Genomic DNA, 12,222 nt, shown 5'->3' with positions numbered 1-12,222 from the left:
GTGATACTGCGTTTCAGAGGGCATGTCAGCCTCGAACTCAGCGCTCCAGCAGCTCGAGCAGATACGCGCCATAGCCCGACTTGAGCAGCGTCTTGGCGCGGGTGGCCAACTGATCGTCGTCGATGAAACCGACGCGCCACGCCACCTCTTCGGGCGCACCGATCTTCAGACCTTGGCGCCGTTCGACGGTACGCACGTAGTCGCTGGCATCGAGCAACGAGTCGAAGGTGCCGGTGTCCAGCCACGCGGTGCCGCGGGCCATCACCTCTACCGAGAGCGTGCCCGCCTCCAGGTAACGCTGATTGACCTCGGTGATCTCGTACTCACCGCGCGGCGACGGCTTCAGCGACTTGGCTATCTCAATGACGTCGTTGTCGTAGAAGTACAGCCCCGGCACCGCGTAACTCGACTTCGGAGTGACCGGCTTCTCCTCCAGCGAGATCGCGGTGCCGCCGGAGTCGAACTCCACCACGCCGTAGGCCGTGGGATTGGCCACCCAGTACGCGAAGATCGATCCCCCGCTGACGTTTTCGAAGCGCTTGAGGTTGGTGCCAAACCCCGGGCCGTAGAAGATGTTGTCGCCCAACACCAATGCGACCGACTCCGTCCCGATGTGGTCGGCTCCGATGACGAAGGCCTGCGCGAGTCCGTCGGGCCGATCCTGCACCGCGTAGGTGAGCGCGACCCCGAAATCGGAACCGTCACCGAGCAATCGGTGAAAGCCGGGAGCATCCTCGGCCGTGGTGATGATCAGGATGTCCCGGATACCGGCCATGATCAGCGTGGACAGCGGGTAGTAGATCATCGGCTTGTCGTACACCGGGAGCAGCTGCTTGCTGACCCCCCTGGTGATCGGATGCAACCGCGTGCCAGAACCGCCGGCCAAGATGATTCCCCGCATGGATAGACCCTAGAACGGCGTGCGGCTCAGCCAGCCGTCCCACACCGCGGCGTCGCCGAAGACCTCCAACCCCGCCTCGGCCGACGTCTTGCGGCGGGTGACGGCCAGCAGCAGGTTGGTCGCCGTCCCACGCACCGCGGCCTCCCCCTTCGTGTGGTCGTGCGACCAGTTCAGGCCGTCTTCGTCGTTGGTGATGGTCCACTCGCCCGTCGGGCCGAGCCCGTCGTCGGTGGCATGCAGGTGCAGCGCCAGCCCGCGGGTCAGCGGCGGCGCATGCGGGTCGGCCTGCGCGGTGTTGATGTTGATCCACTCGCTGACGCCGTCTGCCGCCAGTTCGGGGTCGATGGTGAAGTCACCGCCGACCGCCAGCACCGCATCGGCCCGATGGACCGTGGCCTCGTGCAACCTGCGCCGAATCCACCACCCGGCGGGCTTGGATCCGGTGAACGTCCACACCCGCGTTTCCGGGCCGACGTGATCGACCGCGTCGAAGAGCGCCTGGACGCCGTCGTTGAGCCAGCCGATCGCGGCGTCGCGATCCTCTGGTGGCTTCCCGTTGCGCACGTCGCGGGGATCGAGCTGCGCGAGCATCCGATCCGCGATGATCTGGGCACTCCAGCGATTGCCACGGCCGACGTGTTTGAAGAGTTGGTTGAGCGTCCAGCCCGGGCAGGTCGGCACGGGTGTCGACGGGTCTGCACCACGCACGACGTCCCCGAAGGCCTTGGTCTCCTCGACCAGCGCTTTTCGGAAGTCCACCCTACGAACGTACCGCTGCGCGCGCCTCTCCGAGCGTGATCGGTAGCGCCGACCAACCCCGCAGTACGCGCGTGTCGCGGCGACTCCCTGCGCCAGCCAATTGTGCCGCCGGGAAGCGCTCGAAGAACGTCCGCAGCCCCACCTCGCCCTCGGCCCTGGCCAACGCCGCCCCGAGGCAATAGTGCCTGCCGCCGGAGAACGACAGGTGCTTGCCTGCGTTGTCGCGGGTGATGTCGAAGCGATGTGGATCGGCGAAAACCTCGGGGTCCCGATTGGCCCCCGCGAGGTACAGGATGACGAGGTCGCCGGCCTCGACGTTCCGGCCTGCCACCTCGGTGTCGACGACGGCCGCGCGCGCGCTCAGCTGTACCGGCGACTCCAGGCGCAGGATCTCCTCGACGGCGCCGGGCCACAACTCGGGTTGCTCGAGCAGCATGGCGAGTTGGTCGGGGTGCTCGAGCAGGATGCGGATCCCGCTGCCGAGCAGATTCACCGTCGTCTCGAAGCCCGCGGCGAGCACCAGGCCCGCGGTGGCGCGCAGTTCCTCGTCGTTCAGTCGGGCGCCGCCCTCGCTGGACGCGATGAGCTGGCTCATCAAGTCATCGCCGGGGGTGCGGCGCAGCCGCGCGATGTGGTCGGCGAGCCAGGTGTTGAAGCCCTCCAGACCGCGCTCGACGCGCAGGTACTGCGGCCAGGACAACCCGATGTCGAGGCTGGGCGCCGCGAGCTCGCCGAATTCGAGGATGCGCGGCCGCTCGTCATCTGGCACGCCCAGAATGTCACCGATGACGGTGACGGGGAGCTGCGAGCAGTACTGCTCGACGACGTCGACGGAACCACCGTGCGCATTTTCGCTCAATCCGTCGATCAGCGTGGTGGCGGCCTGTTCCACCCGTTCCCGAAGTGCCGCAACGGCTCTGGTGGTGAACACCGACGACACCGTCTTCCGGTACCGGGTGTGCTCGGGCGGCTCGACGGACAGCAGTGACGGGGGCAGGAGCGGATGCAGCCTGCCCTTGACCAAGGTCTTGCCTTCCAACCAGCGCAGCGGGCGCGGCAAGGACTCTCCAAGCGATGTCGCGGCGAAATCGTCAGACCGCAGCAGCTGGTGGACCAAAGCGTGATCGGTGGTCAACCAGGCGGCGCGACCGCGTACCAGCCGACCACGCGTGCGGAGCTCGTCGGCGAACGCTCCAGGGTCGGCGCGTACCGCCGGGTCGGCGATCAGCCTGGCCTGCATGTCGCCGCGCTTGACGCCGAGCGTCGACATCCCGCCGACGAAGCCGTGGAGAGCGAACCAGTGTGTGCGCTGACGCAGCGTCATGATTCGAGCTTAAGCACCGGGCGCAGATCGTCCAACCGGTCGAACAGTTGCCAAATGTAGGCCGACGTCCCGTCCTCGCGATGAGCGTGCAGGTCCGCGAGCGTCGGGTCGTTGCAGTACCCGTCGAATGCATCCTTGTCGGGCCATTCGACCAGGATCAGCACTTGCCTGCCCGCGACGTCACCGAGCACGTTCTCGCGAAACTTGCCGAGCGCAACCACCTTGCCGCCGTACCTGGCGACCTCGGCCACCGACCGTTTCGAGTAGGCCAGGTATTCGTCGCGGTCGGCGACGTCGAACAGGTTCAGTGCGTAGACGCTCATGGCCTCCAAGCTACGACGCGATCGGCCCCGAGACTTCAGCGATCCGACGCCCCAGCGCGTACACCCGCCAGCCGGCGCGTTGCCACTTGCCGACGTCCAGGCAGTTGCGCCCGTCGACGATCACCTTGGCGCGCACGGTCGCGGCCAGTTGCTCGGGATCGAGGTCGACGAACTCCTGCCATTCGGTGAGCACCAGCACGGCATCTGCGCGTTCACACGCCTCGGTCACCGAGGTCGCGTAGGTCAGCGTCGGGAAGACGCGCTGGCTGTTCTCCATGGCCTTGGGGTCGTACACGTTGACGGTGGCGCCGTTGAGTTGCAACAGGCCCGCGACGTTGAGCGCAGGCGAGTCGCGCACGTCGTCGGATTCGGGCTTGAACGCCGCCCCAAGCACGGCCACGTTGGCGCCGAGCAGGGACCCGCCGCACGCCTTGGTGGCCAACTCGACCATGCGGGTGCGCCTGCGCATGTTGATGCTGTCCACCTCGCGCAGGAAGGTCAGGGCGTGGTTGGCGCCGAGCTCACCTGCCCGCGCCATGAACGCGCGGATGTCCTTCGGTAGGCAGCCACCGCCGAATCCCAGTCCGGCGTTGAGAAATCGCCGCCCGATGCGCGGGTCGTAGCCGAGCGCGTCGGCAAGCAGCGTGACGTCGGCGTCGACGGCCTCACAGACCTCCGAGATCGCATTGATGAACGAGATCTTCGTCGCCAGAAACGCGTTCGCCGAGACCTTCACCAACTCTGCGGTCTGCAGGTCGGTGACCAGGAACGGCACGTCCTCCGCGAGCAGCGGCGCGTACAGTTCCCGCACGGCCGCCTCGGCGCGCACCGAATCCCGTTGCACGCCAAGCACGATGCGGTCCGGGTGCAGTGTGTCGTGGACGGCGAACCCTTCGCGCAGGAACTCCGGGTTCCAGGCGATTTCGACGTCGACACCCTCGGGCGCGAGCCCACGAGCGCGTTCGGCGAGCTCAGCGGCTGTACCCACGGGCACCGTCGACTTGCCGACGATGACCGCCGAACGCCGCAACCGCGGCACCAGCGTGTCGATCACCGCATGGACGTGGCGCAGGTCGGCGCCGTATTCGCCCTTCTTCTGCGGGGTTCCGACGCCGAGGAAGTGCACGTCGGCGAATTCAACCGCCGCTTCGTAGTCGGTGGTGAAGTGCAGCCGTCCGGCTTCGATGTTGTCGCGCAACACCTTTCGCAGCCCGGGTTCGTAGAATGGAATGTCGCCCGAGGCCAACTTTGCGATCTTGCCGGGGTCGATGTCGACGCCGACCACTTCGTGTCCAAGCTCGGCCATCCCCGCGGCATGTGTCGCTCCGAGATACCCAGTGCCAAATACGGTGCATCGCATACCACTTGAATAGGCCCCCGCGATGAGCTAGTTGCAAAGTGACACTGAGCGCCAGGCCAACGCTGGGTAACGAGTGGGATTCGGGTCAGTGACCGCCGACAGGTGCACAGAAGATCAGGATGCACGCGCGGATGCCGCCGTGACCACCTCCACCACCCGGATAGCCGCCACCACCACCGGGGTAACCGCCATTGCCGCCACCGCCGGGGTAGCCACCGCCACTACCGGGGTAACCGCCCTGATCCTGCTGCCATGGGGGCTGCTGCGGATACTGCTGCTGCGGCGGGTACTGCGGGTAACCGCGCTGTGGCGGGTACTGCGGATACTGCCGTTGCCAGGGCGGCGTGAAGATCGGTGGCGGCGCTATCACCGGCGGGACGACCACCGGCGGCGGGGCCGGGATGTCCTCGGGCGGGGGCGCCGGGGCGGCCTCGGGCGGCGGTGCCGGGGCAGGCGCCGCCTCAGGTGGATCCTGGACATACACCTTGCGCGGAGCCTGGCGTTCCGCGACGACGGGCACCGGCGCCTTGATGGTCTCTGGCGCCGGCGGGGGCGGCGGCGCGGGGGCGGGCACTTCCGCCTCCGGGGCCGGTGGCGGAGCCTGCGGAATGACCGGTGCCGCTGGAGCAGCGGCGTTCGGGACGATCGCCTGGCCAGGGTCAGGTCGCTGGTCGGCTGTCGGCCGAATGGCCACTGCGAGCGAGATGACAAGGGCGACAACGCCAACCACGAAGATCGACGTCAGCGCGGAACCGACGAGCAGGAACGGCTTGCGGCCCTCCTCGGCGGGTACCGGTTCGAAGTCGAGATCCGGGTCGTAGTCGACCGCGTTGGCCGCTGCGGCCACGTCCACCGTGCGCCTCATGGTCGCTGCGCCGGCAATCAGCCCGTACTCGTTACCCGCCGTGGCTCCCTCGGGATCCAGCGAGTAGGCGAGCCCTGCGGTGGTCGCGTCGTACGTCGGTGCGTTGGCCGCAGCCAGTGCGGCTCCGCGGGCCAAGGCCAGGCCGGACTCCTCGGGGGCCCGCACGGGCAGGCTCACGAGGTCTTCCAGGTGTTCCTTGACCGATGTGATGTCGACGCCGGACCCGACCACGAAGATTCCCTGCGGAGGGGCATCCTGCGCTTCGACGGCGGACACCATCTCGGCGAGCATCGCCATGGCGTCCGACCCGTGCAGGTTGTTGCTCAGCACCTTCACGATGGAGCCGTCGTCGCTGCGGACTACGGACAACGTGGCGCTGTCCCGATCGACGAAGAGCAACGCCGTGTTGTCGTAACCGACGGCCCGGCCCGCGGCCTGCGCCAGCGCTCCGGCGGCGTGGAGTTCGGAGACCAGAATCACGTCGCGGATGTTGCGCCCGGCGAGCGCGTCGCGCAGTTCCGCCGCCTCGGAGCGGTCACTCCACGTGACGCCGATCGACGTCAGTTCGTGGCCACCCTCGGCGGCGCTTTCCTGGGTGCCGACTATCGCTGCGACCACTTGATCGACCGCATTCGAGGTTGCTGAGTCGCCCGACTGAGCCACCTCGAAAGTGTCGTGGTCGACGATCGCGCCGTCACCCTTGACACCTTCGACCAGCACCATACGCACCGTCTTAGGTGTCAACGAGACACCAAGTACGATGTCCATCGACCCCTCCAAAATGTTTGCTGAACTATTCAGGTCGGTACTGCGAATTCACCTGTCGCGAGCCGACGACTAGATGTTTCATCGTCCCTACCAACACAGTCGTTACACCCCGCGGCATTAGCTGATGGCTCGCCGCTGAACGCGCTCTCGACCCTACCCGCGTGTCCTTAGCGTGACTACCCGTCGGCGGCATCGGGCCGCGGTCGAGCGTCGCCGAAGTGCGGAGGGCGCCGGGACGGCAGGTGCCCGTGGACGCCTTCCGCGTAGGCGGTCTCGGCGTGCTGGGTGAAGTCGACGCCGGCCATTTCGTCGTCGGCGCTGACGCGGAAGCCCATCACGCGGTCGATGGCCTTGGCCAACAGATAGGAGACGCCGAACGCGTAGAGCGCGACGACCACGGCCGCAAGCACCTGCTTGCCCAGCTGAGTGAGGCCGCCGCCGTAGAACAGGCCCCGCGGTCCGGCCGTCATCACCTCGGTGGCCAAGAGCCCGATCAGAAACACGCCGACGATGCCGCCGACGAAGTGCACTCCGACGACGTCCAGTGAATCGTCGTAGCCGAAGCGGAACTTCATCCCGATCGCGAACGAGCAGACGATCCCCGCCAGCAATCCGACCACGACCGCACCGAGCACGTTCACCGTTCCGCATGACGGCGTGATCGCCACCAAGCCCGCGACGACGCCCGATGCGGCGCCGAACGTCGTCGGCCTGCCGTCGCGGATCCGCTCCACGGTGAGCCAGCCGAGCATGCCGAGGCAGCCGGCAACCAACGTGTTCAGGAAGATCGCCGCCGCCATTCCATTGGCGGCGAGCGCGGACCCGGCGTTGAAGCCGAACCAGCCAAACCACAGCAGTCCGACGCCGAGCAACACGAACGGAAGGTTGTGAGGCCGCATCGCTTCCTTGTTGAAGCCGATGCGGGGGCCAAGCACCAGCGCCAAGGCCAATGCCGAAGCGCCGGAGACGATTTCGACGACCAGCCCGCCCGCGTAGTCCAGCACGCCGAGCTTGGCCAGCCATCCGTGCGGGGACCACACCCAGTGCGCGACCACGGCGTAGACCGCGATTGCCCAGAGCGGGACGAACACCACCCATGCGGAGAACTTCGCGCGGTCGGCGATCGCGCCGCTGACGAGCGCGGCGGTGATGATGGCGAAGCTGAGTTGGAAGGTGGCGTACAAGAGTTCGGGCACGCCCCCGTGCACGGTGGTGGGGCCGATGCCCGCCATGCCGATGTGCGTGAGGTCGCCGATCAGCCCGCCCGCGCCGTCCCCGGAGAACGCCAGCGTGTAGCCGAAGAGCAGCCACGCCACCGTGACCAACGGGATCGAGATGAAGCTCATCATGATCATGTTGAGCACTCCGGTGGTGCGCACCATGCCGCCGTAGAAGATGGCCAGCCCCGGCGTCATCAGCAGCACCAGGGCCGTGGCGGCCAGCAGCCAGGCGGTCGCGGCGGGATCGATCTCATGCACGTCGGGCTCCCTCGTTGGAATCCCGAAGAGCATATGTTCAGGGTTTCGGCGTGGTTACCAAAACCTCACCGCGCTCAGGACTTGACGAAGTTCAGGTATGAGCGGGATGGCGTCGGACCGCGCTGGCCCTGGTACTTCGACCCGGCCTTGCTGCTGCCGTAGGGATGCTCGGCGGGGCTGGTCAGCCGCAGTAGGCACAGCTGACCGATCTTCATGCCCGGCCACAGCGTGATGGGCAGGTTGGCCACGTTCGAGAGCTCGAGGGTGATGTGGCCGGTGAAGCCAGGGTCGATGAACCCCGCGGTCGAGTGCGTCAGCAGCCCCAGCCTGCCGAGCGAGGACTTGCCCTCGAGCCGGCCCGCGAGGTTGTCGGGCAGCGTGCACCGCTCCAGCGTCGACCCGAGCACGAACTCGCCGGGGTGCAGCACGAACGGCTCGCCCTCCTTGGGTTCGACGAGCGTGGTGAGGTCGTCCTGGCGCACCGACGGGTCGATGTGTGTGTAGCGAGTGTTGTTGAAGACGCGGAACAGGTTGTCGAGTCGGACGTCGACGCTGGAAGGCTGGACCAGGTCGTCCTCGAAGGGGTCGATCCCCAACTGTCCGGATTTGAGCTCGGCCCGGATGTCGCGATCGGAGAGCAGCACCCGACGAGCGTAGCGGGTGGAAGTGCTAGCCTTCGTGATCACCAGCACAGCTGGTCAGGCCGATGTAGTTCAATGGCAGAACATCAGCTTCCCAAGCTGAATACGCGGGTTCGATTCCCGTCATCGGCTCCAGATTTCCTGGTCAAACCCGCGTTGTTGTCCGCCCGACTGGCCGGTGGTCCCCGTAACGGTCCCGTACACCGGACGTCAGAGTTGCGCGGCTTGAGGCCTGCGCGGTCGATTGCATCGCGGACCGTATCCAGCAACTGAGGGATGAATTTCCGGGGCGGATATTCGCCATTCTCGACAGCGACCATGCGAAACAGCATGTGCTCGCAGAATTGAAATTGGGTCGGCCGTTGCTGAGAGCGGGCGATTATGTGGTAGTCGAGGATTTCCAGCGTCAACGGACACCCGGTGCATACAGGCTGGGATTCGGGACCGTACGAGGCCATCGAAGAATACGTGGCGGAGTTTCCCGGTGATTACACCCACGACTCGCATCGGGACGGCAAGTTCGGGTGGTCGTTCACGACGAACGGGTTCCTCATTCGCAATTAGAGGTGACGGAGCGAAGCACCCCGTCAGACCGGGTGTAGGACAAGGATATTGACGTCATCGTGTAATTGATGGCCTCATTCGATGAGGCGATCAGCAGGCCAACTGCGAGCTGTAACGAAATTAGGGCCCGCACCGATATTCGGGCGTCTTAGTTTTGAGGTTGCCGCTGAAGGGTAGGCACGGTTTGAAAAGGACGCTTACAGTCAATTACGAAGAACGAGTCAACCAGAACAGAGGAGAATTGCAGATGGTGTTCAAGTCGTTGTTAGCTGCTGCGGCGGTCGCGGCAGGTGGTCTGGGTTTGTCGTTGAGCGCTGGCGCAGGTAGTGCGCTAGCAGACCCTGTGGTCGATACAACTTGCAGCTATGAGCAGTTCACCAGTGCGCTCAATGCCAACGACCCTTCAGTCGGCAACATGCTCGCCAACTCGCCGAGCTTGCAGCAAGGCCTGAGAGGCTTCATTGCGGCACCACCGAGCGACCGTGCGCCGGCGGTGGCGGACCTTCGTAGTCAACCGGGTGCGCAACCTTTTATCCCGGCACTCGAGCGAGCATTCAGCACTTGTAACAAGTTTTAACGACGCCGCACCCGGCACCCGCGCCTTCAAGGCCTCGTCATGAGAGCGCGAGTACACCCGCAAAGTCGTGCAACTTGATGTGCCCAACCCCGCCCGCCCTAACGGCATCGGCCTAGTAATAACTCGAGGCTTGACGCCGCCTTCACATGCGGCGCAATGTGATGTTCGTCATATGGCTATGTAGCCATTCCGGGGGGAGAGAGGCGGCAGTTCATGACCACGAGAGACAAGTACACAGACGTGCCCGAGCCGTACTCGTGGGAGGTCGCTAGCGGCGGCGACGCGCGCTTCACCTGGGAGTACGACGAGGGACGTGCCCGGCTTCTTTCCCTTTACCAGAAGGGAAAGGACAAGCAGTGGGATGCGCAGTCGCGCATCGACTGGTCGCTGGACGTCGACCCAATGAACCCGATCGGGATGCCCGACGAGTTCCATCCGCTGTTCGGCAGCCCGGCATGGGAGTCCGCCGACGAAAAGCGCCGCGCCGAGATGCGCCAGCACAACTCGGCCTGGAATTTCTCGCAGTTCCTGCACGGCGAGCAAGGAGCGATGGTGTGCGCGGCGAAGATCGTCGAGGTCGTCCCGGACATGGACGCGAAGTTCTATGCGGCCACTCAAACCATGGACGAGGCCCGCCACGTCGAGGCGTTCTCACGCTTCCTCCAGGAGAAAATCGGGCTCGTCTACCCGATCAACAAGAACCTGACGGCACTGCTGGCGGACACCCTGAACGACTCGCGTTGGGACATGCCCTATCTCGGCATGCAGGTGCTCATCGAGGGGCTCGCACTCGCCGCCTTCGGGGTGCAGCGTGACCTGGCGCCCGAAGGCTCGCTGGCGAAGCAACTGCTGGCCTACGTCATGCAGGACGAGGCCCGCCACGTTGCCTTCGGCCGAATCTCTTTGAAGGACTACTACTCCGCGCTAACCGAAGCCGAGCGGGGCGAGCGCGAAGAGTTCGTCGTAGACGCCTGTTACCTGATGCGCGACCGGTTCCGCGGCGAAGAGGTCTTCGAGACCCTCGGCCTGAACGTCAAGGAGTGCGCCGAGTGGGTCGACACCTCGCCGCTGATGCTGCAATTCCGCTCACACCTGTTCAGCCGCATCGTGCCGATCGTCAAGGACATCGGGTTGTGGGGCGACAAGGTGCAGAAGGCCTTCTCGGACATGGGCGTCCTCGACATGGCCGGCTCCGACATCGAGGCACTGATGAAGGCCGACGAGGATCAAGCCGACGCGCTGGACAAGGCGCACGCCGAGATGGCAGCCCGAGCCGTTGAGGTGGACGACGTGATCGCGGCGGCCGCGAGCTAACCGCCTGATCCGCGGACCATCTCGACGAAAGAGCCGGCGGCGGCATCCACCCCAACCTCGTCCCCGGTCGCTACCAGGTCGAGCAGCAATCCGCGGATGACCGCCAGGCCGAGCCGTGCAACTGCGGGCTCAATCGTGCCGTCGGCGGCCGCGGCGACTCGCTCCAACCACGTGTCGACAGCTCCGGGAACCATTGCGGCGTACGGCTTTTCGCCCTGAGCCCCCCTGGAGTAACACTCGAAGAACAACCGCTCGAACGGGCGGAGCTCGGGCCGCCGAACATCTGCCCACATGGCAGCGAACGAGCAGTCGTGAGTAGCGTCGTGGCCATGGACTACCGGTACCTCGGCAACAGCGGATTGAAGATCTCCGAGATCACCTACGGCAACTGGATCACGCATGGTTCCCAGGTCGAGAACGACGTAGCGATCCAGTGCGTCCATGCCGCGCTCGATGCCGGCATCACCACGTTCGACACCGCCGACGTCTATGCCAACACCAAGGCTGAATCGGTGTTGGGTGAGGCGTTGCGGGGCCAGCGGCGCGAGTCCTTGGAGATCTTCACCAAGGTGTACTTTCCGACCGGACCCGGGGGTCCGAACGACGTTGGCTTGTCGCGCAAGCACATTCTGGAATCCATCAACGGGTCGTTGCGTCGGCTCGAGACCGACTACGTCGATCTGTACCAGGCCCACCGCTACGACGTCGAGACGCCACTGGAAGAAACCATGCAGGCGTTCGCCGACGTGGTGCGGGCCGGCAAGGTGCTGTACATCGGGGTCAGCGAGTGGACGGCCGAGCAGCTACGCGCGGGTCACGCACTTGCCAAAGAGCTCAACGTGCAGCTGATTTCGAGCCAACCGCAGTATTCGATGCTGTGGCGGGTGATCGAGAACGAGATCGTCCCAACCAGCCGCGAACTCGGCATCTCCCAAATCGTGTGGTCGCCGATCGCCCAAGGCGTGTTGACCGGCAAGTACCAGCCGGGCCAGCCACCGCCGGCCGGCTCCCGAGCCACCGACGAGAGTGGCGCCAACTTCATCAGGCGCTTCATGAACGACGGCGTGCTGACCCGGGTGCAGGCGCTGCGGCCGATCGCCGAATCACTCGAGCTCACCCTGGCTCAGCTGGCGGTCGCGTGGGTGCTGCAGAACGACAACGTCGCCTCCGCCCTGATCGGGGCGTCGCGACCCGAGCAGGTGGCCGAGAACGTGAAGGCCTCCGGTGTGCACATCCCGGCCGAGGCGATGACCCGGATCGACGAAGTGCTCGGAGACGTGGTGGAGCGCGACGCGGCCAAGACCGCGACCAATGCGCCAACCGCCCGCCCGGCCTGATCGATGACGAC

Annotated in this window: 11 protein-coding genes, 1 tRNA gene and 2 pseudogenes; 5 read left to right on the top strand and 9 right to left on the bottom strand. The window is 65.7% G+C overall.

All coding sequences use genetic code 11. The features are described 5' to 3' along the window. Positions 1-37: 37 nt before the first annotated feature. The 8 genes from rfbA to dcd form a co-directional block, all read right to left on the bottom strand. Positions 38-901 (bottom strand): glucose-1-phosphate thymidylyltransferase RfbA, encoded by an 864-nt coding sequence (gene rfbA, locus SLQ30_RS19975; protein WP_319448250.1) that lies wholly within the window; start codon positions 899-901, stop codon positions 38-40. A 9-nt stretch (positions 902-910) separates the two neighbouring features. Beyond that, complete coding sequence (locus tag SLQ30_RS19970; protein WP_319448251.1) at positions 911-1,660, bottom strand: maleylpyruvate isomerase family mycothiol-dependent enzyme; 750 nt, start codon at positions 1,658-1,660, stop codon at positions 911-913. Position 1,661: 1 nt separating this feature from the next. Then, positions 1,662-2,984 carry a cytochrome P450 gene (locus SLQ30_RS19965; protein ID WP_319448252.1) on the bottom strand — a complete coding sequence of 441 codons (1,323 nt, stop codon included), beginning with the start codon at positions 2,982-2,984 and terminating at the stop codon, positions 1,662-1,664. Then, the gene (locus SLQ30_RS19960; RefSeq protein ID WP_319448253.1) at positions 2,981-3,307 is read right to left on the bottom strand and encodes a DUF1330 domain-containing protein; all 327 of its coding nucleotides are present in this window, start codon (positions 3,305-3,307) and stop codon (positions 2,981-2,983) included. The genes SLQ30_RS19965 and SLQ30_RS19960 overlap by 4 nt, the downstream gene beginning before the upstream one ends. Before the next feature lie 10 nt (positions 3,308-3,317). Continuing rightward, positions 3,318-4,667, bottom strand: coding sequence for a UDP-glucose/GDP-mannose dehydrogenase family protein (locus SLQ30_RS19955; RefSeq protein ID WP_319448254.1), 1,350 nt, complete (start codon positions 4,665-4,667; stop codon positions 3,318-3,320). 85 nt (positions 4,668-4,752) lie between these two features. Beyond that, a complete protein-coding gene (locus tag SLQ30_RS19950) occupies positions 4,753-6,300 on the bottom strand; it encodes a hypothetical protein (protein WP_319448255.1) in 1,548 nt (515 codons plus the stop codon). Between the two features lie 176 nt (positions 6,301-6,476). After that, a complete protein-coding gene (locus SLQ30_RS19945) occupies positions 6,477-7,778 on the bottom strand; it encodes an ammonium transporter (protein WP_319448256.1) in 1,302 nt (433 codons plus the stop codon). Positions 7,779-7,852: 74 nt separating this feature from the next. Beyond that, entirely contained in the window at positions 7,853-8,422 is a 570-nt protein-coding gene (gene dcd / locus SLQ30_RS19940; protein WP_319448257.1) for a dCTP deaminase, read from the bottom strand. Positions 8,423-8,480: 58 nt separating this feature from the next. On the opposite strand from dcd, the gene SLQ30_RS19935 reads away from it, so the two are divergent. The 4 genes and pseudogenes from SLQ30_RS19935 (at position 8,481) to SLQ30_RS19920 (ending at position 10,874) form a co-directional block, all read left to right on the top strand. After that, a tRNA-Gly gene (locus SLQ30_RS19935) sits at positions 8,481-8,554 on the top strand. Positions 8,555-8,616: 62 nt separating this feature from the next. Beyond that, a pseudogene (locus tag SLQ30_RS19930) lies at positions 8,617-8,983 on the top strand (CmcI family methyltransferase); the annotation flags it as partial. Positions 8,984-9,230: 247 nt separating this feature from the next. Continuing rightward, on the top strand, positions 9,231-9,560 hold the full coding sequence (locus tag SLQ30_RS19925; protein WP_319448258.1) for a hemophore-related protein: 330 nt from the start codon (positions 9,231-9,233) through the stop codon (positions 9,558-9,560). A gap of 213 nt (positions 9,561-9,773) precedes the next feature. Beyond that, the gene (locus tag SLQ30_RS19920; RefSeq protein WP_319448259.1) at positions 9,774-10,874 is read left to right on the top strand and encodes a ferritin-like domain-containing protein; all 1,101 of its coding nucleotides are present in this window, start codon (positions 9,774-9,776) and stop codon (positions 10,872-10,874) included. On the opposite strand, the pseudogene SLQ30_RS19915 reads toward SLQ30_RS19920, so the two are convergent. Next, positions 10,871-11,176: pseudogene (locus SLQ30_RS19915) on the bottom strand (TetR/AcrR family transcriptional regulator); the annotation flags it as partial. The gene SLQ30_RS19920 and the pseudogene SLQ30_RS19915 sit on opposite strands and share 4 nt — an antisense overlap. Before the next feature lie 9 nt (positions 11,177-11,185). Between SLQ30_RS19915 and SLQ30_RS19910 the strand changes: the two are divergent. After that, entirely contained in the window at positions 11,186-12,211 is a 1,026-nt protein-coding gene (locus SLQ30_RS19910; RefSeq protein WP_319448260.1) for an aldo/keto reductase family protein, read from the top strand. Positions 12,212-12,222: the final 11 nt, after the last annotated feature.

Source organism: Mycobacterium sp. RTGN4, assembly GCF_033804635.1.
In the GTDB taxonomy this organism is placed as follows: domain Bacteria; phylum Actinomycetota; class Actinomycetes; order Mycobacteriales; family Mycobacteriaceae; genus Mycobacterium.
Note: the sequence above shows the minus strand (reverse complement) of the source record. Positions and strands in the feature narration are given on the sequence as shown.

Bases quoted from the DNA above. Each gene is read 5' to 3' on its own strand.
- rfbA (WP_319448250.1), bottom strand. From the start codon at position 901: ATGCGGGGAATCATCTTGGCCGGCGGTTCTGGCACGCGGTTGCATCCG.
- SLQ30_RS19965 (WP_319448252.1), bottom strand. From the start codon at position 2,984: ATGACGCTGCGTCAGCGCACACACTGGTTCGCTCTCCACGGCTTCGTC.
- SLQ30_RS19960 (WP_319448253.1), bottom strand. From the start codon at position 3,307: ATGAGCGTCTACGCACTGAACCTGTTCGACGTCGCCGACCGCGACGAA.
- SLQ30_RS19955 (WP_319448254.1), bottom strand. From the start codon at position 4,667: ATGCGATGCACCGTATTTGGCACTGGGTATCTCGGAGCGACACATGCC.
- SLQ30_RS19950 (WP_319448255.1), bottom strand. From the start codon at position 6,300: ATGGACATCGTACTTGGTGTCTCGTTGACACCTAAGACGGTGCGTATG.
- SLQ30_RS19925 (WP_319448258.1), top strand. From the start codon at position 9,231: ATGGTGTTCAAGTCGTTGTTAGCTGCTGCGGCGGTCGCGGCAGGTGGT.
- SLQ30_RS19920 (WP_319448259.1), top strand. From the start codon at position 9,774: ATGACCACGAGAGACAAGTACACAGACGTGCCCGAGCCGTACTCGTGG.